This is a genomic window from Ureibacillus acetophenoni, from assembly GCF_900220965.1.
Lineage (GTDB): Bacteria > Bacillota > Bacilli > Bacillales_A > Planococcaceae > Ureibacillus > Ureibacillus acetophenoni.
The window spans coordinates 1-24491 of the sequence record NZ_OBQC01000023.1; the positions used below are offsets into that span (position 1 = coordinate 1).

Consider the following 24491-nt stretch of genomic DNA (forward strand, 5'->3'; position numbering starts at 1 on the left):
AAGTGAAGTGATGATGGCAAAGAGGTCACACCCGTTCCCATACCGAACACGGAAGTTAAGCTCTTTAGCGCCGATGGTAGTTGGGGGCTTCCCCCTGTGAGAGTAGGACGTCGCTTCGCAACTGACACCGCTGATGAATCAGTGGTGTTTTTTTATGCCGAACTACCATAATGAACCGAAGGTTTCGGCGCGTCTTGAGAAACGATTTTAAATACATAGCAAAAACAATTATAAGTAAAGGTTCGAGAAGTGGGAGGACCAAGGAGTTCAAGGAACCAAGGAGTGAGAAACGGAGTGTACTTTGTACATGAGTACCGGAGCGACGCAGGTGACGCAGAAATCCGCCGGTCATCGCGCTTCGAGATAGTGCCGATGGAAGTTGGGGGCACCCCCTGTGAGAGTAGGACGTCGCTTCGCAACTGACACCGCTGATGAATCAGTGGTGTTTTTTTATGCCCAACTACCATAATGAACCGAAGGTTTCGGCGCGTCTTGAGAAACGATTTTAAATACATAGCATAAACAATTATAAGTAAAGGTTCGAGAAGTGTGAGGACCAAGGAGTTCAAGGAACCAAGGAGTGAGGAACGGAATGTACTATGTACATGAGTACCGCAAGCGACGCAGGTGACGCAGAAATCCGCCGGTCATCGCGCTTCGAGATAGTGCCGATGGAAGTTGGGGGCTCCCCCTGTGAGAGTGAACGATCGCTTCGCAATGACACCGCTGAGTATTTAGTACAGGTTCATAGTTGTAGTTGAGAATAGTAACTAAAAGAATAATGAAGGTATTGTATGAAAAGGGGAATATAAAGTCGATAAGACCATATCCAACAAAGAGGTCTATCAAATTAGTCTTGATAAGAGGTATCAGGACCGTTTTCGATAGAGGAACTAATCAAAGTGGTCTTGATAAGAGGAATCAGGCCCATTTTCAATAGAGAATGAACCAAAAGTGGTCTTGATAAGAGGTATCAGAACCATTTTCATTAGAAAAATAACCAAAAGTGGTTTTGATAAGAGATTTCAGGATTATTTTCATTAGATAACTAAACAAAAGTAGTCATGATAAAAGGAAAGAAGACTACTTCCACCAGAAAGCTCAATTAAGCAACCATGTAACCACTATTTACTTCAATTATAAAAACTGATCCCCATACAAGGAATTTTAAAAATCATATAGAATCATACCCTAAGGGGTGAAGGTGATGACAATTAGATTGGCGAAGCTTGAAGATGCTGAAGGAATTGCAAAGGTTCACGTGGATAGTTGGAGGACGACTTATGAAGGAATCATTCCACAGGAGTTTTTAAATAATTTATCCTATGATAAAAGGGCAGAACTGTGGATCCGTAATATTACGAAGCCAGAAACTCACATCTACGTGGCAGAGAATGCAGAAGGTAAAATTGTTGGGTTTGCGGATTTTTGGAAACGGGAAACGAATACAGTCCCTAATTCAACAGACTTAACGTCAATTTACTTACTTAAAGAATATCAAGGGCAAGGATTAGGAAAAAAACTGCTCGAGCAACTATTTTTACAAATCAAGCAGTTAGGGTATGAGAAAGTATTTGTTGAGGTGCTAGAAGAAAATAAGACGTGCTCTTTCTACGAGCGTTATGGTGCAAAGTTATATAATACGGTCTCTATACAAATTGGTGGGAAACTTTTAAGTGAACGGATTTATGTATGGGAGAACGTTGAAGATGTTTTAGACAAACTAACTCATAACGAGAAAATCAAATAGGCACTACCAAACCAACGAGGATTAAATTCTATTGATATGAATTCAATCCTCTTTTTATTTAAGGTTTCGAATTGGTGCTTTAAATTAGTATAATTAAGAAGAGAATTGAACGGAGTGAGATTATGAAGAAAGAAAAACCATTGGTAGAAGCATTACAAAGGTTCGTAGAAAAAGAACCAATTTCAATGCACGTCCCTGGCCATAAAAATGGTTTGTTATCAACATTACCAAATGAATTAAAATCGGCGTTAACATATGATGTAACTGAGCTAACAGGGTTAGATGATTTCCATCATCCAGAAGAAGCTATACTTAAGGCTGAACAATTATTATCAGAAACATATCAATCAGATCGTAGCTACTTCTTAGTGAATGGTTCAACTGTAGGAAACCTTGCAATGATTTATGCTACAGCAAAAAGAAATGGAAAGATTGTTGTTCAGCGAAATGCACATAAATCGATTTTTCATGCACTTGAATTAGTTGGAGCAACACCGGTTTATGTGACACCTGAGTGGGATGTAAAAACACAAACTTATACGTCTGTTTCATTTGAAACTTTAGAAGAAACTCTTAAAATACATAAAAATATAAATGCAGTAGTACTCACGTATCCAACTTATTACGGGATGGCTTCAAAGGAATTAGAGGCTCAAATTGAAATATGTCATTCGTTGAACATACCCGTTTTAGTGGATGAAGCCCATGGTGCACATTTAGTTGCAAGTAGTATGTTTCCACCTTCCGCATTAGAGCTCGGTGCAGATGTAGTTGTTCAATCGGCGCATAAGACCTTACCTGCTATGACAATGGCGTCATTTTTGCATATTAAATCTAATCTTGTTAATGTTGAGAAGGTAAACCACTATTTACGTATGTTGCAGTCTAGCAGTCCATCTTATTTGCTTTTAGCCTCATTAGACGATGCAAGACATTATGTACAAACGTATTTAGAGAGTGATGGGGTTTATTTCCTTAACAAAAGAAAATTATGGATTGAAGCATTACAATTAATCGAATCTTTACAAGTTATTGAAGTGGACGATCCGTTAAAAATACTTTTAAGAGTAAACGGATATACAGGTTTTCAACTCCAATCCGCTCTTGAAAGAAATAACATATATGTAGAATTAGCCGATTCTCATCAAGTGCTACTTATTTTACCTTTATTAAAAACAGGGCAAAACTATCCTTTTGCTGAATTACGTTCAAAAATTAAGGATGCGGTAATTGAGTTAAAGAAAGAGCCAAGGCTTGCTAAACTATTAGAGACTCATTCAATAGACATAACTAAGATTGTAATGCCGGAATATTCTTATGATCTACTTGAGCAATCTGAAAAGGAATGGATACCCTATACTCGTTCTATTGGTCGAGTAGCAGCAGGAATGATTATCCCTTATCCGCCTGGTATTCCATTATTTGTGCCAGGAGAAAAGATTACTGTTTCAAAATTAAGTCAGCTAGAAGAGTTACTTATGATGGGTGCTTCGTTTCAAGGACAACATCAACTAGAGAAAAAGCTAATCTATGTCATAAAGTAACAGTCGGAGGAATATAAAAATGAAAAGAAATTTATTTATAACGTTTGAAGGACCAGAGGGGTCAGGTAAAACTACGGTATTACAAAAGATAGTAGAACGCATGCATACCCAAAATATAGATGTTCTATCAACGAGAGAGCCAGGTGGAATAGAGATTGCTGAAAAGATACGTGAAGTAATTTTAAACCCTGCACATACAGCTATGGATGAACGAACAGAAGCTCTATTATACGCTGCAGCTAGAAGTCAGCATTTTTATGAAAAAGTGATGCCAGCTCTTAACGAAGGGAAACTTGTATTATGTGATCGGTTTATTGATTCATCATTAGCATATCAAGGACATGCTCGTGGAATTGGTATTGATGAAGTTCTTGCTATTAATGAGTTTGCTATTGGAAAGAGAATGCCTGATTTTACAATTTTATTTGATTTAGAACCAAGCGTTGGACTAGCTCGAATACAGGCACATAGTTCACGTGAAGTAAATCGCTTAGATATTGAAAGTATAGCATTTCATGAAAAGGTAAGAGAAGGTTACCACCTTGTAATGGAACGATATCCAAAAAGAATAAAACAAATTAATGCGGCAGAACCACTAGAGCAAGTAGTAGAAAGAGTATGGGACATTTTAACAGATTTTCTAGACGAAAAGAAATGAGTATTCTATCTTCTTGTGCTATAATGATAGCAATATTTCACTTTATTTCTTGAACCCACGAAACTTATGACAATTGTAAATAGAAGGCGCCTTTTAATATAAAGACATTTCTTCGTTAGAGTTAGAACGTTTAGGGGCTATACATTCATATATTATATAAATGCATTCGTTGGAATTGACACGAATTTTAATAAAAATGAGGAGTGGTTGAGATGAAATTAGTTGTAGCTGTTGTACAGGATCAGGATAGTAATCGCTTGGCCGGCGCATTAACGAAAAATAATTTCCGTGCTACTAAGTTAGCAAGTACAGGTGGATTTCTTCGTTCAGGAAATACAACTTTTCTCATAGGGACAGATGATTCCAAAATTCCTCAGTTGCTTGACCTTATTCGTGATAATTGTCGCTCTAGAGAACAACTTGTTTCTCCAGTTTCTCCTTTAGGAGGAAATGCGGACTCTTATATTCCATACCCTGTTGAAGTAGAAGTAGGCGGAGCTACAGTCTTTGTATTACCAATTGAACAGTTCCATCACTTCTAAGTTAACAATTGAAGCAATGTATAAATAATTAAAATGCTTTTGTTAAATCAATTTTCTAAGCAGAGCGTCCAAAAGGTGTGGAGGCGAAATAATTGAAAATAAATCAAGATTTACGTGTAGGATTAAAAGCAAACCAACACGAAATGAAACAAGGTAGTCACGTTGGCAATCGCTTTGGTGAGATGGTTGTAAAACAAGGTACGAAGATGCAACACGAGCAACTAACAAGATTATTAGGTGATATCTCATCAGCAGGTGAAAGAGTGGCTAGATCTCGAAATCTAAGGGAATTAGCTCGCTTTAAAATGCTTGTGAAACGTTTTCTACAAGAGGCAGTAAATTATGGTCTTGAAATGAAACAATCACACACTTGGAACCGTTATGGTGAAGGACGCCGACTAAAGGTTGTAGAAACAATCGATGAAAAGTTAGTTGAACTAGCCGAGGATCTTTTAAACGAAGAAAAGGCAACGATAGATTTGCTCGATAAAATCGGTGAAATTAAAGGATTATTAATTAATTTATATATGTAAAGCCCGTGTTTGTATTACGACACGGGATTTTTTCTAAAGTATAAGGATAACTTTCTTATAGAATTAGGTGAAAGCGATGACAGAAACGATTGATAAACTAACAAAAGTACAACCAGTTGTAATGAAACAACTTCAAGCAATCTTTGAAAAAAATCGAACTGGACATGCATATATATTCGATGGTGCAAAAGGGACTGGAAAAAAAGACGTAGCAATGTTTTTTGTGAAATTGTGTGCCTGTCTTAACGTGTCGAAAAATGTTCCATGTGAAACATGTAGAAATTGTAAAAGAATTGAATCTGGGAATTTCCCCAATTTACTTCAAATTGAACCAGACGGACAGTTTATTAAAATCGATCAAATTCGCGATCTCATTTCAGGTATGACAAGAACAGGATTTGAAGATGGCCGCAAATTTTATATTATTTATCATGCGGATCGATTAAATAATTCGTCGGCGAATACATTACTTAAATTTCTTGAGGAACCTGAAGGCGAAGTAACAGCAATACTGTTAACTGAAGCATATCACTCAATACTGCCAACAATTCAATCGAGATGTCAGCATATAAAATTTTCTAATGTATCTCGTGAGACTTTAATGGAACAGTTGCAAGGGCAAGGAATTTCATTCTCAATGGCCTCTACTGTTAGTCATGTAACAAATGATATTGATACAGCTATTTTATTAGCAAATGACGAGCAGTTTGCACATGTTAGAAAAACAGTGTTAAAATTAGTTGAAGCAGTCAAAAAGAATATACATGAAGCATTGTTTCTTGTGTATGAAGATTGGATTCCTTCATTGAAAGAAAAAAGTGAAATTGAGCAAGCTCTCGATTTATTGCTTTTTGCATATAGAGATATTGTCGCTGTAAAGGCAGATTTGAAAAGTGTACTTGTTTATCCAGACATGTTAGCAAATTTTAAAGATATAGCTTTACATAGTTCATATGAACAATTATCAAATCAAATGCAAGCTATTTTACAAGCAAGACAAAATTTACAGCGTAATATGAATCGAACGCTTATGATGGAGCAGCTTATGCTGAATCTGCAGGAGGGATATACATTTGTATAATGTAGTCGGAGTCCGCTTTAAAAAGGCGGGTAAAATATATTATTTTGATCCTGCGATGTATCTACTAGAAAAGGGACAGCATGTAATAGTAGAGACAGCCCGTGGGGTTGAGTTTGGAAAAGTTGTTGTTCCTATGAAGCAAGTTGGCGAAAAAGATGTTGTTTTACCTTTAAAACAAGTACTTCGCCCAGCGGATGAACGTGACATACTTCAAGTAGAAGAAAATCAAGCTGAGTCAAAAAAAGCTTTTGAATTAGCAAATCAAAAAATAACTGAACATCAATTAGATATGAAGTTAGTTGATGTTGAATATACATTTGATCGAAATAAAATCATATTCTATTTCACTGCTGAAGGTCGAGTAGATTTCCGTGAACTTGTTAAGGATTTAGCTGCAATTTTCAGAACTAGGATTGAACTTCGTCAAATCGGGGTACGAGATGAAGCAAAATTATTAGGTGGAATAGGTCCATGTGGACGTATGCTTTGCTGTTCAACTTTCTTAGGAGACTTTGATCCCGTTTCTATAAAAATGGCAAAAGATCAAAATTTGTCGCTAAATCCAACGAAAATCTCTGGTATATGTGGTCGTTTAATGTGTTGTTTAAAATATGAAAATGACGATTACGAAAATGCAAAAGAAGGTATGCCAGATATTGGTGAACTAACAATGACACCTGATGGATATGGAAAAGTAGTAGGAATCAATGTCCTTGAACGAATCATTCAAGTATACTTAGAAGAGCAGGAAAGAACTGCAGAGTATTCTCTTGAAGAAATACTTGAATGTGAGAAAAACTTTATATAGATAGTAATAGGTTTAGCTAATGTTTTACTATAAACATTAAATGCTACGAAAGTTTGCGTCAGTCGCAGATGTTTTGGCTGTGCCAAACAAACAGGTACAGATATGCCAAGGCAAATTTGATTGATTAATCTTAAGTGGGGTGGGCTTTTCGTGAAGGACCGTAAATTTTTAGATTCTGTTATGGAGTTCGAACAACAGCTCGAACTATTACAGCAACAATATAATGAACTAAAACAATTTGTTGCACATATGGTGGAAGACCATCAAACCCTTCAAACGGAAAACCTTCACTTACGTCGGCGTTTAGAAGAACTGTTATCTCAGAACGGTGATGAGTCTGATAAAAATAGTAATGATAAACCAGGTAGAGCTATAGAAATTGGTGAAGGATATGATAATTTAGCCCGTTTGTATCATGAAGGCTTCCATGTTTGTCATGTCCATTTTGGAAGTTTGCGAAAAGGTGAAGATTGTCTATTTTGTCTCTCATTTTTAAACAAACAAAATGGTTAATTCTTTGGCTATGGATTAGTCCCATACGAAGAAATTTAACCTTTCCAGTAATGCGACAGATTTAAAGAATGTTTTGGAAAAGCTTAGTTGTACATATTTAGATTGCTACTAGGCGAGCCATAATCTTAGATGTTTTGGCTTTATTAAATTTAGAAATTTTAAAGACTGAAACCACTAGTTTGTGGGATTCAGTCTTTTCTTATGAAGATAGGAGGTATTGTTATTGGAACAGTGGTTAAAGGACGATGAACGGCTTGATTACTTATTAGCGGAAGATTTACGAATAATTCAGAGTCCCTCTGTCTTTTCATTTTCGTTAGATGCTGTTCTTTTATCTAGATTTGTTAGTGTACCTTTACAGAGAGGAAACATCGTAGATCTTTGTTCAGGGAATGGAGTTATTCCATTGTTTTTAAGTGCTAGAACAAAGGCAAATTTAATTGGTGTGGAAATACAAGAGCGACTATATGATATGGCTGTACGGAGTATAAAATATAATAAGTTAGAACAGCAAATATCTATGGTTCATGGTGATGTGAAAGAGGTGCCACCAACTTTAGGGATTGAAAAGTATGATGTTGTCACTTGTAACCCTCCCTATTTTACGGCCAATGAACTTAGCGATAAAAATGCGAGTGAGCACTATGCAATTGCTCGACATGAGATTCATCTAACATTAAATGAAGCGATTGAAGCGAGCAGTCGTCTTTTAAAGCAAGGTGGAAAAGCTGCCTTTGTTCACCGTCCAGGTCGTTTACTTGATATCGTTACTGCTATGAGGGAAAATCGACTAGAGCCAAAGCGTATACGATTTGTGTATCCTAAAATGGGGAAAGAAGCAAACACATTATTAATAGAAGGAATTAAAGATGGTAAACCAGATTTAAAAGTTTTACCGCCATTATATGTGTATAATGACCAAAATCAGTATACACAAGAAGTGAGTGAGATATTATATGGAGACAAAGCCTAAACATTTCTTCTATGTACTTGAATGCGCGGACGACTCTTTATATGCAGGTTATACAAATAATCTAGAAAAACGAATTGCCACTCATAATGCAGGAAAAGGTGCGAAGTATACGAAACCACGCACACCCGTTAAGTGTGTTTATTATGAGACATACGAAACTAAACAAGAGGCGATGCGTGCAGAATACGCCTTCAAACAATTAGATCGACGTGCAAAACTACAATACATTGGAGGACAACATGAAATCTCAAAAAAGTAGCCAACATGAACAAGGTAGTTGTCTTTATTTAGTGGCAACTCCTATCGGCAATTTAGAAGATATCACAATGCGTGCACTACGAATATTAAAAGAAGCAGATATCATTGCTGCAGAAGATACACGTAATACTAAAAAGCTTTGCAACTATTTTGAAATTACGACACCTCTAGTGAGTTATCATGAACATAATCAAGAGCATAGTGGAGAGAAGATTCTTCAATTTTTAAGAGAGGGAAAGTCTGTTGCACTTGTTAGTGATGCAGGTCTTCCATGTATTTCAGACCCTGGGGCAGATATTGTTGTTAAAGCTATTGAAGAAGATTTTGCAGTTGTTCCAATTCCAGGGGCTAATGCAGCACTAACAGCATTGATTGCTTCAGGAATTTCCCCACAACCATTTTATTTCTTTGGGTTTTTAGATCGACAAAAAAAAGAACGTCGTAAACAACTTGAAAAAATTTCAAGAAAAGATGAGACGATTATTTTTTACGAAGCTCCACATCGTTTAAAAGAAACACTAAAAGATTTGGAATCAGTATTAGGTAGCGATCGTCAAATTGTTTTAGCTAGGGAACTTACAAAGAAATTTGAGGAATTTTTACGAGGCTCCATTTCAGAAGCAGTTGAATGGGCTACAAACAATGAAATTCGAGGAGAATTTTGTATAATTATTGAAGGAAGTTCCGTTGAAGAGTTAGAGGAGGAACAAACCTATTGGGATAATATGAGTGTAGTGGAGCATATCGATTACCTAATAGAAAACGAAAACTGCACTTCAAAAGATGCTATTAAAGAGGTTGCAAAGTTAAGGGGTATTCCAAAAAGAGATGTTTACCAACAATATCATCAAAACATCTAAACAAAAAGCGCTAGCTATAGAAATTTAGATTCTGCAGTAGCGCTTTTTTATCTATTTTTTTAAGTTAGATTGGATTTCTCTCATTAAAATTTCTGCGCCTTCAGGGCTTAAAATCAGTTTTCCATCTGCTAAACGGAAATTCTCTTCTGAAACTTCACCTGTAACAGCACATGTCATATTTGGCATATATTTTTTAAGGATGATGCGATCATCATCTACGTAGATTTCTAATGCGTCTTTTTCGGCGATTCCCAATGTACGTCGAAGTTCTATTGGTATTACAACGCGCCCTAATTCATCTACTTTTCGAACGATACCAGTTGATTTCATAAATTATATTTTCCTCCTAAAATTGTCTCGTATTATTCGCCACGTTTCGACATATTTCTATCTGTCTGAATAGTATAATACCAAGTTATACCATAAACGTCAATTAATTAGCATATTGCAAATTCTAAATAACTAATTTTTTGTGACAATTTGTTTAAATAATATAAAAAAGTTAGATTATTAATATAAAACGATATCTGATATTGTATTGTTCCCTAATTTGATAATATATTTACACTATTATTAGTCAGAAACCATTCTTAATATTCTTTCATTGAAACCATTTTCTTACTTAGTTAGAATAAATAATATATGAATATAAATTGGAGGCAGTTTTCTAGTGAACGAAAAAAAGACATTTTATATAACGACACCTATTTATTATCCAAGCGGTAAATTCCATATTGGTACGGCATACACAACAGTTGCCTCTGACACAATGGCACGATATAAACGATTACGTGGATATGATGTTCGATTTTTAACAGGTATGGACGAGCATGGCCAAAAAATTCAAGAAAAAGCAAATGAAGCTGGAAAACATCCGCAAGACTATGTAAACGAAATTGCAGAAGCAGCTAAAAAACTTTGGGCTCAAATGGATATCTCTTATGATGACTTTATCCAAACTACACAAGAACGACATGTGAAAAGTGTAGAGGTAATTTTCCAGAAGTTTTTAGACAATGGGGATATTTACAAAGGTGAGTATGAAGGTTGGTACTGTACACCTTGTGAATCTTTCTATACTGAAACGCAATTAGAAAATGGGAACTGCCCTGACTGTGGTAGACCAGTTCATAAAGTAAAAGAAGAATCCTATTTTTTCAATATGAAGAAATATGCGGATAGATTGTTACAATATTATGAAGATAATGTTGAATTTATTGAGCCTGAATCACGCAAAAATGAAATGATTAATAATTTCATTAAGCCTGGTTTAGAAGATCTATCTGTTTCTCGAACGTCATTTGACTGGGGTATTAAAGTACCTGGCGATCCAAGACATGTAATTTATGTTTGGGTAGACGCATTATCGAACTATATTACGTCACTTGGGTACGGAACGGACAACGAAGAATTATTCAATAAATACTGGCCAGCAGATGTGCATGTAGTAGGAAAAGACATTGTACGTTTCCATACGATTTACTGGCCAATATTCCTAATGGCGTTGGATTTACCACTACCTAAAAAGGTGTTTGCTCACGGATTTATCATGATGAAAGATGGTAAGATGTCAAAATCAAAAGGGAACGTTGTTTACCCTGAAATGTTAATTGAACGTTATGGGTTAGATGCAACTAGATATTTCTTACTTCGTGAGTTGCCATTTGGATCTGATGGTGTATTTTCACCTGAATCCTTTGTTGAACGTACAAATTTTGACTTAGCCAATGATTTAGGAAATTTACTCAACCGTACAGTTTCTATGATGAATAAGTATTTCGATGGTGTTATTCCAACATCGGGATTAGAAGAGACGGAATTTGATGCCGTCTTAAAATCTCATGCTATCGAAACGAAAAGTAAATTTGAAGAAAATATGGAAAAAATGCAATTTAGTGTCGTACTTGCTGATGTTTGGTCTCTTGTTTCAAGAACAAATAAATATATCGATGAAACAGCACCATGGGTACTTGCAAAAGACGAAAGCAACAAAGGAAAATTAGCGTCAGTTATGGCGAATTTAGCCGAAAGTTTGCGTCATATTGCAGTTATGTTACAGCCATTTATGACGTCGACACCAAAGAAAATAGCAGAACAACTGGGATTATCTAATAATTATTTGACGTGGGAATCAATCGAAAACTTTGGAAATGTAATTGCTGAGGAAACAAAGGTAGTTGAAAAAGGCGTTCCAATTTTCCCTCGTTTAGAAGCGGAAGAGGAAATTGCATATATTCGAGAACAAATGCGATCATCTGTTAAAACTCCTCAGAAGGAAGAAGGAGAGAAAGCAGCTGTAGAGATACCTACTACGCCTGAAATATCAATTGAAGATTTCCAAAAAATTGATCTTCGTGTTGCAACAGTAGTGGCTTGTGAGCCTGTTCCTAAAGCGGATAAATTACTAAAACTACAAGTAGATCTTGGCTATGAGCAAAGACAAGTGGTTTCAGGAATTGCTGCCCACTATAAACCAGAAGATCTTATTGGAGAAAAGGTAATTGTTGTAACGAACCTTAAACCGGTAAAACTTCGAGGTGAACTATCTCAAGGAATGATTTTAGCTGGTTCGCATGAAGGTCTATTATCAGTAGCAACTGTGGATTCAAAATTACAAAACGGTGCAAAAGTAAAATAACAGACTTTATATAGAAGATTGCCTGTTGAACAATGAGTTGTTCAGCAGGTTTTTCATTCTAAATAGGTTATCCAAATATTAACTGTAGTAGATTTTTTTACCAAAATTATGACAAAGTAAAGAATTCGACATTATTACAAATTGATTACAAAACTCTAATTAGGGCTAATTTGTAATAGAAATGTAATTTGAATGTGAAATAAGTAATAGACAATTTCAATACAATTGATGCTAGGAGAATAAAAATGTTTATAGATACACACGTACATTTAAATGCAGATCAGTATGATGAGGATTTGCAAGAAGTAATTACAAGAGCATTAGAAGCAAAAGTTGAAAAAATGATTGTAGTTGGATTTGATCGAAAAACAATTGAAAGAGCCATGAAATTGGCGGATGAATATGAATTTATCTATGCCGTTATTGGGTGGCATCCTGTTGATGCAATTGATTGTACAGAAGAAGATTTAAAGTGGATTGAAGAGCTGTCAAGTCATCCGAAAGTAGTCGGAATTGGAGAAACAGGATTGGATTATTATTGGGATAAATCCCCAAAAGATGTCCAACAAAAATTGTTTAGAGAACAAATTCGTTTAGCACAAAAGTTAAATCTACCAATAATTATTCATAATCGAGAAGCAACAGGAGATATAGTAAAAATACTACGTGAAGAAAACGCAGCATCTGTCGGCGGTATTATGCACTGTTTTAGTGGCAGTGTTGAAACTGCAAGAGAGTGTATTGCTATGAACTTTATAATAAGTTTAGGAGGTCCTGTTACATTTAAAAATGCTAAAACACCAAAAGAAGTCGCAACAGAAATTCCGTTAGAGCATTTATTAATTGAAACAGACGCACCATATTTAGCACCACATCCATATCGCGGAAAGCGTAATGAACCATCTTTCGTACCGCTTGTAGCTGAAGAAATTGCCCGTTTAAAAGGGATTTCAGTTGAAGAAGTAGGAAGAGCAACTTCCGCAAACGCAATTAAAATATTTAAGCTTTCGGTATAAATTACCAAAACGTCTCCTATACTGCGTCTTATATGGATTTTCTGCTACGGTGCTTTTCCTAAGATTTTTATAAAGTTGACTTTCAAAAACGAAGCACGTATAATGCAACGAGTATTGAGGAGGCGTTTTTTCATGTCAAAATTCTCCATGAAAAACTTGTTCTCTGGATCATTGAGGAGTAAGCAAACAACTATAAGAATACTATCACTAGTATTGTTTGCTTCAGTTATTTCGTTCGTTTTATTTGAAGGGACGAAAACTCCGGTTGTACTGTCAGCAAACGGAGAAGAACAACAAATATTCACACACGCAGACACAGTAGAAGATCTACTACAAGAAAATAATATAGATATAACAGAATTTGATAAAGTATCACCCTCATTGAATACAGAAATCGCAGCAGGTATGGCGATTAACTGGGAACAAGCAAGAATAGTTAAAATTTCAGTTGACGGAGAACAAACGAATGTTTGGACAACTGAAAATGTTGTAAAAGAAATATTGGAAGAAGCTAATATTAAAGTCTCAGAGCACGACGATATTTCCGTTGCTTTAGACGAAACTCTAGAAGATGATATAATTGAAATTCAAAAAGCGTTTGAAGTAACGCTTGTCGATGGACTAGATGAAAGAAAGGTTTGGTCCACTTCGACTACGGTCGCTAACTTTTTAAAGCAACAAGACATTAAACTCAATGAACTTGATCGTGTCGAAAATGATTTGGAGAAAGTTGTAACTCCTGAAGAAAAAATCACAATTGTTCGAGTAGAAAAAGTTACCGATGTAGTGGAAGAACCATTAAATTTTGCTGTTGAAACTAAATCCGATTCTTCATTACTAAAAGGTCAAGAAAAAGTCGTGACGCAAGGCGAGGAAGGTATTGTCTCTCGTACTTATGAAGTAACAAAAGAAAACGGAAAAGAAGTAGCAAAAGAATTAAAATCTGAAGAGGTTATTAAAGAACCTACAACAAAAGTTGTTTCTGTTGGGACAAAGGTTGTTACTGCGAATGTATCCCGTAATGATGCACCAGAAACAAGTAGTAAAGAGTTTTACGCCACAGCTACAGCTTACACACCGTATTGTAATGGTTGTTCAGGTACTTCAGCAACAGGCATTAACCTAAGAGCAAGTTCTGACTTAAAAGTGATTGCTGTTGATCCAGATGTAATTCCTTTAGGAACGAAAGTTTGGGTTGAAGGTTATGGTTATGCTATTGCTGGTGATACAGGTGGTTCTATTAAAGGAAATAAAATCGACGTACTTGTACAAACAAAATCTGAAGCATATAAATGGGGCCGTAAAAAGGTTCTAGTTAAAGTGTTAGATTAAAAATAATACTTCCAATAGATTATTTTAGCTTTCCTGACTTACTCAGGAAAGCTTTTTAGTTTTACAAGAGTTTTTCTGGGAATACTTATATTAATATTTATTTATGATGAAAAGGAAATGAGAGCTATTCAATTTAAGTATGCTAAAATAGTCAAGAGTAATGTGAAATGAGGAAGTATTTTGGATATAAAAGAAATTATCGTCGTAGAAGGAAAAGATGATACGACTGCTATAAAACGGGCTGTGAATGCAGAGACCATTGAAACGAATGGTTCTGCCATTTCAAAAGAAACATTAAAAAGAATAGCACATGCCCAAGAGAAAAGAGGGGTCATCGTTTTTACTGATCCAGATTACCCTGGTCGTCGTATAAGAGCAATAATTGAAGAACATGTACCAGGAGTGAAGCATGCGTTTCTTTCGAAAGAAAAAACAATTGCTAAAAACGGAAAAGGTTTAGGAATCGAACACGCTAATGTTGAGGATATTCGTGAAGCGTTACAAAATATCTACACTCCTAGTGAGGGAGATCCATCTGAAGTGATAACACTTGAGGATTTAATGACAGCTCGTTTAATAGGACACCCTCAATCAAAAATGCGAAGATATCGATTAGGTGAATTATTAAATATAGGTATGACAAATGGTAAACAACTACATAAAAGATTACTAATTTTTCAAATTACGGTAGAACAATTTGCTAATGCAGTAATGCAACTTGACCAGGAGGAGTCAAATGAATAAAGACATCGCAACACCCATTCGAACTAAAGAAATACTAAATAAATATGGATTTTCGTTTAAAAAGAGTTTAGGACAAAACTTTATTATTGATCCAAATATTTTAAGGAATATTGTACAACATGCACATTTAACTGAAGAAAGTGGAGCAATTGAAGTAGGACCAGGAATCGGGGCATTAACAGAACATTTAGCTCGAGCTGCTAAAAAGGTAGTAGCATTTGAAATTGACCAACGTCTATTGCCAGTGTTAGAAGATACACTGAGTCCATACAATAATGTGAGAGTAGTTCATTCTGACATTTTAAAAGCGGATGTTCAATCAGTTATAGAGCAAGAAATGCCTGATTTAAAGGACATTATGGTTGTTGCTAATCTCCCTTATTATGTAACAACGCCAATTCTTATAAAATTATTAACTGAAAATTTGCCAATACGAGGTTTAGTTGTAATGATGCAAAAAGAGGTAGCAGATCGAATTACAGCACAACCGGGTACAAAAAATTACGGTTCATTATCTATTGCAATTCAATATTACGGTACTGCTGAAGTAGCGATGATCGTTCCGAAAACAGTATTTATGCCACAACCTAACGTCGATTCTGCTGTTATTCGAATTATTAAACACGATCAACCACCTGTTAAAGTGATCACTGAAGAGTTTTTCTTTGAAGTAACAAGGGCCTCATTTGCACAAAGAAGAAAAACAATCCTAAATAATTTACAGTCAGGCCTAACAAAGGGAAAAGAAAAGAAGCAATATATTCTTGATGCACTAGAATCAAGCGGTATTGACCCGTCACGTAGAGGTGAAACATTATCGATTGAAGAGTTTGGAAAACTAGCTGATGCACTATATCCCTACTTTTTCAAACAATAATTTCATGAACATACCTTAAAAAATACTAAAAAAACAATATTTTTATGGAAAAAATATTGACAGGAATTATTATCTGCTGTTAAAATATTATATTTTGTTGACATTCAGGAAATCTTGGGCTATACTGATATATAGTGAGGTGTATGCAGAGATGCCAAAAACGTTAGCAGACATTAAAAAATCTTTAGATGTTAATTTAGGGAAACGCCTGTTATTGAAGGCAAACGGTGGTCGTAAAAAAACTGTAGAATGCGCTGGTGTACTAAGTGATACTTATCACGCAGTTTTCGTTGTTGAACTCGACCAAGAAGACAACGCGTGCAAACGTGTTTCTTACAGCTACACAGATATTTTAACAGAAGCAGTAGAGATCACATTTTTAGACGATTCGCAAATTGCGATGGCTAAATAATCTCTAGTACTTATTTCTATATTTTTTAAAGGCTGTCTAGAAGGGAAACCTTTTAGTCGGCCTTTTTTATTTTTTGGATAAATAACCATCGATTGAATTAATAAATGTTGCACATACTACGAACGTCAACCTACTTATTCTGAGGAGGTAACTGCATGTCAAGAAGAAGAGGTATCATGTCGAATCGTCTAAAAGAAGAGATTGCAAAAGAGCTCGGATTTTATGATGTAGTAGAACGTGAAGGTTGGGGCGGAATTAGAGCCCGAGATGCAGGGAACATGGTAAAGCGAGCAATTGAAATGGCCGAACAAGGTCTTGAGCAGCAAGCGAACCAAAACAATACAAATAAGTAGTAGTTGACGAATTGCCAACAATAATCAAATTCGATTATTGTTGGCTTATTTTTTTAAATTGATACTAGAATTTTGAAATCATGAACAGACTTCAATTGATAAGCTATTGTTAATTTAAATTAGGTTAATATTACTTGGACGCTATAAATTAATTTTCATGAGTAAGCTAAATGCGCTACATATAATAGCAATTCCGTCAAGACGTATTTAACAGGAGTATGTTACAATTAGTGACAGCAAAATCGGAAGTACATAGGATGATGTATTGAATTATGCGCTAATCCAAATACATTAACTAATTACAATTTAAAGAAGAGGTTTCTGAAATAGGAGGATTTAAAATGCTTTATGTAAAAGCTCCTGCAAAGATTAATTTAACATTAGATGTTTTATACAAACGACCTGATAATTATCATGAGGTTGAGATGATTATGACTACGGTGGATTTAGCCGATCGAATTGGTCTTGAGTTAAGAGATGATGAACTCATTATACTTTCTTCGTCTAGTAGTATTATCCCTAATGACGATCGTAATTTAGCTTATCAAGCAGCCATGTTGTTAAAAGATACATATAAGGTCCAAAAGGGTGCTTCAATTACAATCGATAAAGAAATTCCAGTAGCTGCTGGACTAGCAGGTGGGAGTAGTGATGCAGCCGCGACACTACGTGGATTAAACCAACTTTGGGATCTCAATTTATCTTTAGATACACTAGCAGAACTTGGTGCAAAAATAGGATCAGATGTATCCTTTTGTGTGTATGGTGGAACAGCACTAGCAACAGGACGTGGAGAAATAATTCAACAAATACCAGCTCCTCCACCATGTTGGATTGTACTTGCTAAGCCTAAAATTGGAGTTTCAACTGCTTCTGTATACGGAGGTTTGAATTTAAGTGAGGTTGAACATCCAAATACAAAACAAATGATACAAGCTATTGAAGAGAGCAATTATGAACTGATGTGTAAAAGTTTAGGCAATGTTTTAGAATCTGTAACATTTAAACTACATCCCGAAGTAGTTATGATTAAAGAGCAAATGAGGAAGTTTGGTGCTGACGGGGTATTAATGAGTGGCAGTGGTCCAACTGTTTTTGGACTTGTAGATAGTGAATTGCGTATTAGTAGAATTTATAATGGATTAAGAGGATTTTGTGATGAAGTATATGCAGTACGATTATTAGGTGAGAGAAATTCTCTTGCTTAAAATCGTACAATTATGTTACTTTTTCTTTAAATCATTCGGCTTTCAATGATAATATGTACTTAGGAAATGATTATTATTAAGTTATATATTAACGATTAAATAATGTAAGTAATTAATCTTTTAGGAGAGGGTCACATGAAATGGAAGAGAAGCGAACGTCTGGTAGATATGACTTATTATTTACTAGAGCATCCACATCGTCTGATCCCACTAACATATTTTTCTGAACTGTACAATTCAGCGAAATCATCTATTAGTGAAGATTTAACGATTGTAAAAGAAACGTTTGAAGAAAAAGGAATTGGTTTATTAGTAACAGTACCAGGTGCTGCAGGTGGTGTTAAATATATTCCAAAAATGAAGGACGATGAAGTTCAGGAAGTAATACAAACATTAATTTCTGAACTAAGTAAATCTGATCGATTACTACCTGGTGGGTATTTATTTATGACAGATTTACTAGGAAATCCAGAGCTAATAAACCGAGTAGGAAAAGTGTTTGCTAGTGCGTTTTCCGATCAACAAATTGATGTAATTATGACGGTTGCGACAAAGGGTATTTCAATTGCTCACTCAATTGCAAAACATTTGAACGTACCTGTTGTAGTAGTTAGACGTGATAGTAAAGTAACTGAAGGATCTACAGTAAGTATTAATTATGTTTCAGGTTCGTCTCGTAGAATCCAAACTATGGTATTATCAAAGCGTAGTATGAAAAGTGGCCAACGTGTTCTCATTACAGATGATTTTATGAAAGTAGGGGGGACACTGAATGGTATGAAAAATCTATTAGAAGAATTTGATTGTGAGCTTGCTGGTATTGCAGTATTGGTAGAAGCAGAGCATGCAGACGAATCTTTAGTAGATGATTACTATTCATTGGTTAAACTACACGAAGTCAATGAAAAAGATCGAACAATCGCATTAACAGAAGGTAACTATTTTTCAAAGGAGAGAAAGTAACATGAAAACTGTATCAACAACGAACGCACCCGCAGCAATTGGACCTTACGCACAAGGGATTGTAGTTAATGGATTATTTTTTAGCTCTGGCCAAATTCCCCTAACAGCAAATGGAGAACTTGTTGAAGGTGATGTAGTAGCTCAAACTAACCAAGTTTTTGAAAATTTAAGAGCGGTTTTAGCTGAAGCAGGATCTTCTTTAGACAAAGTCGTAAAAACTACTGTATTTTTAAGTGATATGAATGATTTTGCTACAATGAATGAAGTGTATGCACAAAATTTTGGTGATCATAAACCTGCACGTTCTGCTGTTGAAGTTGCAAGGTTACCAAAAGATGTTAAAGTAGAAATAGAAGTAATTGCCGTAGTTGAATAAAATAGAAAAAGGGAATTCTCTTATTTTAGAATTCTCTCTTTTTTTATAATGATATTTCAAAATTTTTAAATAATTCATAAAAATAATTCAAATATTTTTGAAAATTAGATAAAATAAGAAGGAAATTTGAAAATATTGTAGAATTATAGTTTTTTATACAGCATCATAGATTGAGAGGAGTGAAAAGAGAATGATCGTTACAGATGTAAGATTAAGACGTGTTCAAACTGATGGGAGAATGAGGGCAATTGCTTCAATTACATTAGACGACGCTTTTGTTGTACATGATATTCGAGTAATTGATGGAAATAGTGGCCTATTTGTAGCGATGCCAAGTAAAAGAACTCCTGATGGAGAATTCCGAGACATCGCACATCCAATTAATTCTGAAACAAGAAATATGATTCAAGAAGTAGTATTAGCCGCATACCATGCAGCTAATGAAGAAGTTCTTGAATTAGAAGAAGCAAATGTTTAATAGTTTTACTAAATGAGAGCCAATTAAAATCATAGGCTCTTTTTTTGTTGCATAAATAGGTTAAGAGGGTAAGATGAAGACAATCTCTCTAGTTGGGAATAAAAGGTTGTAACCGTTTTGTCAAGTCTAGATACCTTGAAAAACCGAAGAATTTACTATATAGTCATAAGAGAAACTTTTCAAATGGAGGACTTACCATGAATAACATTTTTGCGGTAGTTTTGGCTGCTGGCCAAGGAACACGCATGAAGTCCAAATTATATAAAGTGCTCCATCCAGTATGTGGAAAACCTATGGTCGAACATGTTGTAGATCATGTTCGTACACTAGATGTCAACCGAATTGTTACAATCGTTGGCCACGGTGCTGAGATGGTAAAAACGCATTTAGGTGAAAAAAGTGAGTATGTTCTTCAAGAAGAACAATTAGGAACAGCTCATGCTGTGCAACAAGCAGAAGAGCTATTAGGTACATTAGAAGGCACTACTTTAGTTGTATGTGGTGATACACCTTTAATCCGTCCTGAAACGCTTCAAGCTTTGTATGAATACCATCATCAACAAAATGCAAAAGCTACAATCCTTACTGCTTCTGCAGAAATTCCTTTTGGTTATGGAAGAATTATTCGAAATGCTGAAGGTCAAGTTGAACAAATTGTAGAACAAAAGGATGCTAGTGAAGAACAACAATTAGTAAAAGAAATCAATACAGGTACTTACTGTTTTGATAACAAAGCCTTATTCCAAGCGCTTAAACAAGTAAAAAATCATAATGCACAAGGTGAATATTATTTACCAGATGTCATTGAAATATTACAACAACAAGGTGAAATTGTATCAGCATTTAAAACAGATGACTTCGAAGAAATATTAGGAGTCAATGACCGAGTTGCTTTAGCACAAGCTGAAGAAATTATGCGCAATCGAATTAATGAAAAACATATGCGAAATGGTGTAACAATTATCAATCCTTCAAATACTCATATTAGTATAGAGGCTGTAATTGGCAGAGATACTATTATAAAACCGGGTGTTGTAATTGAAGGGAATACAGTAATTGGCGAAGATTGTATAATTGGTCCAAATAGTCACATCGTTGAAAGTCAGATTGGTGATCGAACTACTGTTACAAACTCAGTTGTATTAAATAGTAGTGTAGGAGAAGATACAGCAATCGGACCGTTCGCACACTTACGTCCTGAGTCAACATTAGGAAATCATGTGAAAATCGGAAACTTTGTTGAAGTGAAGAAGAGTACTTTAGGAAATGATACAAAAGTTTCTCATTTAAGTTATATTGGTGATGCCGAAGTAGGTAACGATGTAAACATCGGTTGTGGGTCAATTACGGTTAACTACGACGGAAAAAATAAATACAAAACAATTATTGAAGACAATGTTTTCGTTGGTTGTAACTCAAATTTAGTTGCACCTGTTAAAATTGGCGAAGGTTCATTTATTGCCGCAGGTTCAACAATTACAAAAGAAGTTCCAAAAGATTCACTTGCTATTGCTCGTGCAAGACAAGAAAATAAATTAGATTATGCAAAAAAGTTGAAATAAAATATCGCAAAACTGTAGGAGGCCATCATGGCGTATCAATATGCTAACTCAAAATTAAAACTGTTTTCTCTAAATTCAAACTATCCTCTAGCTCAAGAAATTGCTGAAATTATGGGAGTTGAGCTTGGAAAATCATCTGTAAAACATTTCAGTGATGGAGAAGTTCAAATTAGTATTGAAGAAAGTATTCGTGGATGTGACGTATTCATCGTTCAGTCTACGTCTGCTCCAGTAAATGAACATTTAATGGAACTGTTAATTATGATTGATGCGGTAAAACGTGCATCAGCAAAAACAATCAACGTTGTTATCCCTTATTATGGATATGCACGTCAAGATAGAAAGGCAAAAGCACGTGAGCCAATTACAGCAAAATTAGTAGCAAATCTATTAGAAACTGCTGGTGCTGACCGAGTAATCGTATTAGATTTACATGCTCCACAAATCCAAGGTTTCTTTGATATTTTAATTGATCATTTACAAGCTGTTCCTATTTTGTCGGAATACTTTAAAACAAAAGACCTTAACCCTGATGATATTGTAATTGTATCTCCTGACCATGGTGGGGTAACTCGTGCTCGTAAAATGGCAGAGCGTTTAAAAGCTCCAATTGCTATTATCGATAAACGTCGACCAAAACCAAACGTAGCTGAGGTTATGAACATCGTTGGTAATATTGAAGGAAAAGTATGTATCTTAATCGATGATATTATTGATACAGCGGGTACGATCACACTTGGTGCAAATGCCCTAATTCAAAATGGTGCGAAAGAAGTTTATGCTTGCTGTTCTCACCCAGTATTATCTGGTCCTGCAATTGAGCGAATTGAGAATTCAGTTATTAAAGAGCTTATTGTGACTAATACTATTCAACTTTCTGATGAAAAACGCTCTCCAAAAGTAAAACAACTTTCTGTTGCTAATTTAATGGCAGATGCAATTTCACGTGTTTACGAAAACAAATCAGTAAGTACATTATTCGATTAATAATATAGGAACTATCTTATATGAATTTAAGGTAGTTCCTTTTTTATATTAAACTATTAAATTTGCTACATCCGATGTAATAAGTCGCATCTACTAACCCTAACCTATGAATTAATCCATTATTTAAATTCAAACAAACCTTTTGATTAGCTTCTCTGAAAATAACACATACTAAATAGTGTAAATTTTTTAGAGAAAAGGGGTCAAATATAATGAGCGTTTTATTACAAGCGACAAGACGAAACAAAGGGCCGCGTGGAGAACTATCAAAAATGAGAAATAATGGAATGTTACCTGCTGTTGTCTACGGTTATAATACAGAGTCCATTCCTGTTGTTTTAGATTATAAAGAGACGGCAAAAGCTGTTCAGAAGTATGGAAGAACAAGTGTGTTTCAACTTGAAGTTGAAGGGAAGAAAGTGAACGCAGTCATTACTAATGTTCAAAGATGTGCTTTAAAAGGCCATGTAAAGCATGTAGACTTTTTATCGATTAATATGTCTGAAGAGCTTGAAGTCGAAGTACCAGTTGTTGCAGTTGGTGAATCCGCTGGAGTTAAGGTGGGTGGCGTATTAAATCAGCCTGTCCGTGAACTAAAAATTAAAGTAAAACCAGCAGAAATGCCAGATCAAATTGAAGTGGATGTTTCATCATTAGAAATTGGTGATGTTATTTCTGTAAGAGATTTGAATCTGAACTTTGAAATACTAAATGCAGATGAAGATACGTTATTTACTGTCACACCTCCTGGAGTTGCTAAAGATGATACAGCAGGACAAGGTGATACAGAAAATGCTGACATTAAAGCTACAGAAGCACCTGAATCCGAAAATTAACAAATGTATGAGCCCAAAAAGCTCATACATTTTTTTATTTTGTAAATCATAAACAAATACTTCATGTGCTTTCTATTAGTTCTATATGTTAAAATAAGCTCTATTAGTGAATAAAAGGGTGAATAGTATGAAATTAATCGTCGGACTGGGCAATCCAGGAAAACAATATGAGCATACAAGACATAATATAGGGTTTGAATGTATTGAAGCACTTGCAAAAAAATGGGATGCACCGTTAAATCAAATGAAATTCAATGGAATGTATGCTACAGTTCATCGTCCAGAAGGAAAAGTACTTTTATTAAAACCATTAACATATATGAACTTATCTGGCGAGAGTGTTCGACCTATTATGGACTATTTTGATATAGAAATTGAAGATTTAATTGTGATATATGATGATTTAGATTTAGAAACTGGTAAACTTCGATTACGACAAAAAGGAAGTGCTGGTGGACATAATGGAATCAAATCATTAATACAACATTTAGGGACGCAAGAATTTAATAGAATTCGTGTAGGTATTAGTAGACCACCAGCAGGTATGAAAGTTGCTGATTACGTTCTATCAAAGTTTTCAAAAGAAGAAGATCCAATTATTAATGATGCTATAAATAAAACAGTTGATGCAGTTGAAACATCCTTATCTAAAAAGTTTTTAGATGTTATGAATGAATTTAACGCGCAGTAGACAAGTGCATAAAAAAGTGAGATTACGTCTATACTTCTTAGTACATATAGGGATTTGCCGATAGTACTAAAAGGAGGACGATTTCATGGCTGTCAAATATCGTTGTCGACATTGTGAAACTGAAATAGGGACTTTACCTTTTGATGCAGATGAAACTATCCGTAAACTTCATTTGTTTGAAGTTGGAGAAATAGATGATTACATCGAAAAGGATGCAAGTGGCCAAACAACTGTACATTGTATATGTGAATCTTGTGAAGATTCATTAAGACAGTTTCCAGATTACTATGCACTTAAAAAATGGTTACAATAATAAATTACACGCATCTTAAATAAAATTAAGTAGTAGGATAGGAAGACGCTTTGGTACTCGGGTTACGGGGCCAAGGCCTTTTTCTACTTAGTTTAAGAATTAACTTACAAAAGTATTTCCTTCGTCTATATGTCATACTTATAAACGTATACATAAACATTGGGGACGAAAAGTAATGGAAGGGG

Annotated in this window: 28 protein-coding genes and 1 rRNA gene; 28 read left to right on the forward strand and 1 reads right to left on the reverse strand. The window is 35.1% G+C overall.

Annotated features, from left to right (window positions below; translation table 11 throughout):
* Window positions 1-3: 3 nt before the first annotated feature.
* The 12 genes from rrf to rsmI all read left to right on the forward strand — a co-directional run bounded on the left by rrf (window position 4) and on the right by rsmI (window position 9520).
* Window positions 4-119 (forward strand): 5S ribosomal RNA (gene rrf, locus CRO45_RS18910).
* A 1088-nt stretch (window positions 120-1207) separates the two neighbouring features.
* A complete protein-coding gene (locus tag CRO45_RS18915) occupies window positions 1208-1750 on the forward strand; it encodes a GNAT family N-acetyltransferase (protein ID WP_097151192.1) in 543 nt (180 codons plus the stop codon).
* A 122-nt stretch (window positions 1751-1872) separates the two neighbouring features.
* Window positions 1873-3294, forward strand: coding sequence for an aminotransferase class I/II-fold pyridoxal phosphate-dependent enzyme (locus tag CRO45_RS18920; protein ID WP_097151193.1), 1422 nt, complete (start codon window positions 1873-1875; stop codon window positions 3292-3294).
* Between the two features lie 19 nt (window positions 3295-3313).
* Complete coding sequence (gene tmk, locus CRO45_RS18925) at window positions 3314-3952, forward strand: dTMP kinase (RefSeq protein WP_097151194.1); 639 nt, start codon at window positions 3314-3316, stop codon at window positions 3950-3952.
* Window positions 3953-4164: 212 nt separating this feature from the next.
* The gene (locus CRO45_RS18930; RefSeq protein ID WP_097151195.1) at window positions 4165-4494 is read left to right on the forward strand and encodes a cyclic-di-AMP receptor; all 330 of its coding nucleotides are present in this window, start codon (window positions 4165-4167) and stop codon (window positions 4492-4494) included.
* Window positions 4495-4586: 92 nt separating this feature from the next.
* Window positions 4587-5027 (forward strand): YaaR family protein, encoded by a 441-nt coding sequence (locus CRO45_RS18935; RefSeq protein WP_097151196.1) that lies wholly within the window; start codon window positions 4587-4589, stop codon window positions 5025-5027.
* Window positions 5028-5103: 76 nt separating this feature from the next.
* On the forward strand, window positions 5104-6108 hold the full coding sequence (gene holB, locus CRO45_RS18940; protein WP_097151197.1) for a DNA polymerase III subunit delta': 1005 nt from the start codon (window positions 5104-5106) through the stop codon (window positions 6106-6108).
* The gene (locus CRO45_RS18945; protein ID WP_097151198.1) at window positions 6101-6916 is read left to right on the forward strand and encodes a PSP1 domain-containing protein; all 816 of its coding nucleotides are present in this window, start codon (window positions 6101-6103) and stop codon (window positions 6914-6916) included. The genes holB and CRO45_RS18945 overlap by 8 nt, the downstream gene beginning before the upstream one ends.
* 150 nt (window positions 6917-7066) lie before the next feature.
* The gene (yabA, locus tag CRO45_RS18950; RefSeq protein WP_097151199.1) at window positions 7067-7429 is read left to right on the forward strand and encodes a DNA replication initiation control protein YabA; all 363 of its coding nucleotides are present in this window, start codon (window positions 7067-7069) and stop codon (window positions 7427-7429) included.
* Window positions 7430-7652: 223 nt separating this feature from the next.
* On the forward strand, window positions 7653-8402 hold the full coding sequence (locus CRO45_RS18955; protein ID WP_097151200.1) for a tRNA1(Val) (adenine(37)-N6)-methyltransferase: 750 nt from the start codon (window positions 7653-7655) through the stop codon (window positions 8400-8402).
* Window positions 8386-8661 carry a GIY-YIG nuclease family protein gene (locus CRO45_RS18960; protein WP_097151201.1) on the forward strand — a complete coding sequence of 92 codons (276 nt, stop codon included), beginning with the start codon at window positions 8386-8388 and terminating at the stop codon, window positions 8659-8661. Before CRO45_RS18955 ends, CRO45_RS18960 begins: the two co-directional genes overlap by 17 nt.
* A complete protein-coding gene (gene rsmI / locus CRO45_RS18965) occupies window positions 8642-9520 on the forward strand; it encodes a 16S rRNA (cytidine(1402)-2'-O)-methyltransferase (RefSeq protein ID WP_097151202.1) in 879 nt (292 codons plus the stop codon). The genes CRO45_RS18960 and rsmI overlap by 20 nt, the downstream gene beginning before the upstream one ends.
* A gap of 51 nt (window positions 9521-9571) precedes the next feature.
* On the opposite strand, the gene CRO45_RS18970 is transcribed toward rsmI, so the two are convergent.
* Window positions 9572-9850 carry an AbrB/MazE/SpoVT family DNA-binding domain-containing protein gene (locus CRO45_RS18970; protein ID WP_097151203.1) on the reverse strand — a complete coding sequence of 93 codons (279 nt, stop codon included), beginning with the start codon at window positions 9848-9850 and terminating at the stop codon, window positions 9572-9574.
* Window positions 9851-10190: 340 nt separating this feature from the next.
* Here CRO45_RS18970 and metG point away from each other — a divergent pair, with 340 nt between their 5' ends.
* The 16 genes from metG to CRO45_RS19050 all read left to right on the forward strand — a co-directional run bounded on the left by metG (window position 10191) and on the right by CRO45_RS19050 (window position 24306).
* Window positions 10191-12158 carry a methionine--tRNA ligase gene (gene metG, locus CRO45_RS18975; RefSeq protein WP_097151204.1) on the forward strand — a complete coding sequence of 656 codons (1968 nt, stop codon included), beginning with the start codon at window positions 10191-10193 and terminating at the stop codon, window positions 12156-12158.
* 245 nt (window positions 12159-12403) lie between these two features.
* On the forward strand, window positions 12404-13174 hold the full coding sequence (locus tag CRO45_RS18980; protein WP_097151205.1) for a TatD family hydrolase: 771 nt from the start codon (window positions 12404-12406) through the stop codon (window positions 13172-13174).
* A 132-nt stretch (window positions 13175-13306) separates the two neighbouring features.
* Window positions 13307-14506 carry a G5 and 3D domain-containing protein gene (locus CRO45_RS18985; RefSeq protein ID WP_097151206.1) on the forward strand — a complete coding sequence of 400 codons (1200 nt, stop codon included), beginning with the start codon at window positions 13307-13309 and terminating at the stop codon, window positions 14504-14506.
* 180 nt (window positions 14507-14686) lie between these two features.
* A complete protein-coding gene (rnmV, locus tag CRO45_RS18990) occupies window positions 14687-15250 on the forward strand; it encodes a ribonuclease M5 (protein WP_097151207.1) in 564 nt (187 codons plus the stop codon).
* A complete protein-coding gene (rsmA, locus tag CRO45_RS18995; RefSeq protein WP_097151208.1) occupies window positions 15243-16127 on the forward strand; it encodes a 16S rRNA (adenine(1518)-N(6)/adenine(1519)-N(6))-dimethyltransferase RsmA in 885 nt (294 codons plus the stop codon). Before rnmV ends, rsmA begins: the two co-directional genes overlap by 8 nt.
* A 151-nt stretch (window positions 16128-16278) precedes the next feature.
* Window positions 16279-16539 carry a biofilm formation stimulator Veg gene (veg, locus tag CRO45_RS19000; RefSeq protein WP_097151209.1) on the forward strand — a complete coding sequence of 87 codons (261 nt, stop codon included), beginning with the start codon at window positions 16279-16281 and terminating at the stop codon, window positions 16537-16539.
* A 155-nt stretch (window positions 16540-16694) separates the two neighbouring features.
* Window positions 16695-16892 carry a small, acid-soluble spore protein, alpha/beta type gene (locus CRO45_RS19005; RefSeq protein ID WP_097151210.1) on the forward strand — a complete coding sequence of 66 codons (198 nt, stop codon included), beginning with the start codon at window positions 16695-16697 and terminating at the stop codon, window positions 16890-16892.
* A 341-nt stretch (window positions 16893-17233) separates the two neighbouring features.
* Window positions 17234-18100, forward strand: a complete 867-nt coding sequence (gene ispE / locus CRO45_RS19010) for a 4-(cytidine 5'-diphospho)-2-C-methyl-D-erythritol kinase (RefSeq protein WP_097151211.1) — start codon at window positions 17234-17236, stop codon at window positions 18098-18100.
* A gap of 135 nt (window positions 18101-18235) precedes the next feature.
* Complete coding sequence (gene purR, locus CRO45_RS19015; RefSeq protein ID WP_097151212.1) at window positions 18236-19063, forward strand: pur operon repressor; 828 nt, start codon at window positions 18236-18238, stop codon at window positions 19061-19063.
* A gap of 1 nt (window position 19064) precedes the next feature.
* A complete protein-coding gene (locus tag CRO45_RS19020) occupies window positions 19065-19439 on the forward strand; it encodes a RidA family protein (protein ID WP_097151213.1) in 375 nt (124 codons plus the stop codon).
* 190 nt (window positions 19440-19629) lie between these two features.
* Window positions 19630-19917, forward strand: coding sequence for a septation regulator SpoVG (gene spoVG / locus CRO45_RS19025; RefSeq protein WP_097151214.1), 288 nt, complete (start codon window positions 19630-19632; stop codon window positions 19915-19917).
* A gap of 197 nt (window positions 19918-20114) precedes the next feature.
* A complete protein-coding gene (gene glmU, locus CRO45_RS19030; protein ID WP_097151215.1) occupies window positions 20115-21479 on the forward strand; it encodes a bifunctional UDP-N-acetylglucosamine diphosphorylase/glucosamine-1-phosphate N-acetyltransferase GlmU in 1365 nt (454 codons plus the stop codon).
* Window positions 21480-21506: 27 nt separating this feature from the next.
* Window positions 21507-22466, forward strand: coding sequence for a ribose-phosphate diphosphokinase (locus CRO45_RS19035; RefSeq protein WP_097151216.1), 960 nt, complete (start codon window positions 21507-21509; stop codon window positions 22464-22466).
* Window positions 22467-22678: 212 nt separating this feature from the next.
* The gene (locus tag CRO45_RS19040; protein ID WP_097151217.1) at window positions 22679-23302 is read left to right on the forward strand and encodes a 50S ribosomal protein L25/general stress protein Ctc; all 624 of its coding nucleotides are present in this window, start codon (window positions 22679-22681) and stop codon (window positions 23300-23302) included.
* A 127-nt stretch (window positions 23303-23429) separates the two neighbouring features.
* Window positions 23430-23993, forward strand: coding sequence for an aminoacyl-tRNA hydrolase (pth, locus tag CRO45_RS19045; RefSeq protein WP_097151218.1), 564 nt, complete (start codon window positions 23430-23432; stop codon window positions 23991-23993).
* A gap of 85 nt (window positions 23994-24078) precedes the next feature.
* Window positions 24079-24306 (forward strand): anti-sigma-F factor Fin, encoded by a 228-nt coding sequence (locus CRO45_RS19050; RefSeq protein ID WP_097151219.1) that lies wholly within the window; start codon window positions 24079-24081, stop codon window positions 24304-24306.
* The last annotated feature ends 185 nt before the right edge of the window (window positions 24307-24491 follow it).

Excerpts from the sequence above, each read along its gene's own strand:
- CRO45_RS18915 (WP_097151192.1), top strand. The coding sequence starts at position 1,208 with ATGACAATTAGATTGGCGAAGCTTGAAGATGCTGAAGGAATTGCAAAG.
- CRO45_RS18920 (WP_097151193.1), top strand. The coding sequence starts at position 1,873 with ATGAAGAAAGAAAAACCATTGGTAGAAGCATTACAAAGGTTCGTAGAA.
- tmk (WP_097151194.1), top strand. The coding sequence starts at position 3,314 with ATGAAAAGAAATTTATTTATAACGTTTGAAGGACCAGAGGGGTCAGGT.
- CRO45_RS18930 (WP_097151195.1), top strand. The coding sequence starts at position 4,165 with ATGAAATTAGTTGTAGCTGTTGTACAGGATCAGGATAGTAATCGCTTG.
- holB (WP_097151197.1), top strand. The coding sequence starts at position 5,104 with ATGACAGAAACGATTGATAAACTAACAAAAGTACAACCAGTTGTAATG.
- CRO45_RS18960 (WP_097151201.1), top strand. The coding sequence starts at position 8,386 with ATGGAGACAAAGCCTAAACATTTCTTCTATGTACTTGAATGCGCGGAC.
- rsmI (WP_097151202.1), top strand. The coding sequence starts at position 8,642 with ATGAAATCTCAAAAAAGTAGCCAACATGAACAAGGTAGTTGTCTTTAT.
- CRO45_RS18970 (WP_097151203.1), bottom strand. The coding sequence starts at position 9,850 with ATGAAATCAACTGGTATCGTTCGAAAAGTAGATGAATTAGGGCGCGTT.
- CRO45_RS18980 (WP_097151205.1), top strand. The coding sequence starts at position 12,404 with ATGTTTATAGATACACACGTACATTTAAATGCAGATCAGTATGATGAG.
- CRO45_RS18985 (WP_097151206.1), top strand. The coding sequence starts at position 13,307 with ATGTCAAAATTCTCCATGAAAAACTTGTTCTCTGGATCATTGAGGAGT.
- rsmA (WP_097151208.1), top strand. The coding sequence starts at position 15,243 with ATGAATAAAGACATCGCAACACCCATTCGAACTAAAGAAATACTAAAT.
- veg (WP_097151209.1), top strand. The coding sequence starts at position 16,279 with ATGCCAAAAACGTTAGCAGACATTAAAAAATCTTTAGATGTTAATTTA.
- CRO45_RS19005 (WP_097151210.1), top strand. The coding sequence starts at position 16,695 with ATGTCAAGAAGAAGAGGTATCATGTCGAATCGTCTAAAAGAAGAGATT.
- ispE (WP_097151211.1), top strand. The coding sequence starts at position 17,234 with ATGCTTTATGTAAAAGCTCCTGCAAAGATTAATTTAACATTAGATGTT.
- purR (WP_097151212.1), top strand. The coding sequence starts at position 18,236 with ATGAAATGGAAGAGAAGCGAACGTCTGGTAGATATGACTTATTATTTA.
- CRO45_RS19020 (WP_097151213.1), top strand. The coding sequence starts at position 19,065 with ATGAAAACTGTATCAACAACGAACGCACCCGCAGCAATTGGACCTTAC.
- spoVG (WP_097151214.1), top strand. The coding sequence starts at position 19,630 with ATGATCGTTACAGATGTAAGATTAAGACGTGTTCAAACTGATGGGAGA.
- glmU (WP_097151215.1), top strand. The coding sequence starts at position 20,115 with ATGAATAACATTTTTGCGGTAGTTTTGGCTGCTGGCCAAGGAACACGC.
- CRO45_RS19035 (WP_097151216.1), top strand. The coding sequence starts at position 21,507 with ATGGCGTATCAATATGCTAACTCAAAATTAAAACTGTTTTCTCTAAAT.
- CRO45_RS19040 (WP_097151217.1), top strand. The coding sequence starts at position 22,679 with ATGAGCGTTTTATTACAAGCGACAAGACGAAACAAAGGGCCGCGTGGA.
- pth (WP_097151218.1), top strand. The coding sequence starts at position 23,430 with ATGAAATTAATCGTCGGACTGGGCAATCCAGGAAAACAATATGAGCAT.
- CRO45_RS19050 (WP_097151219.1), top strand. The coding sequence starts at position 24,079 with ATGGCTGTCAAATATCGTTGTCGACATTGTGAAACTGAAATAGGGACT.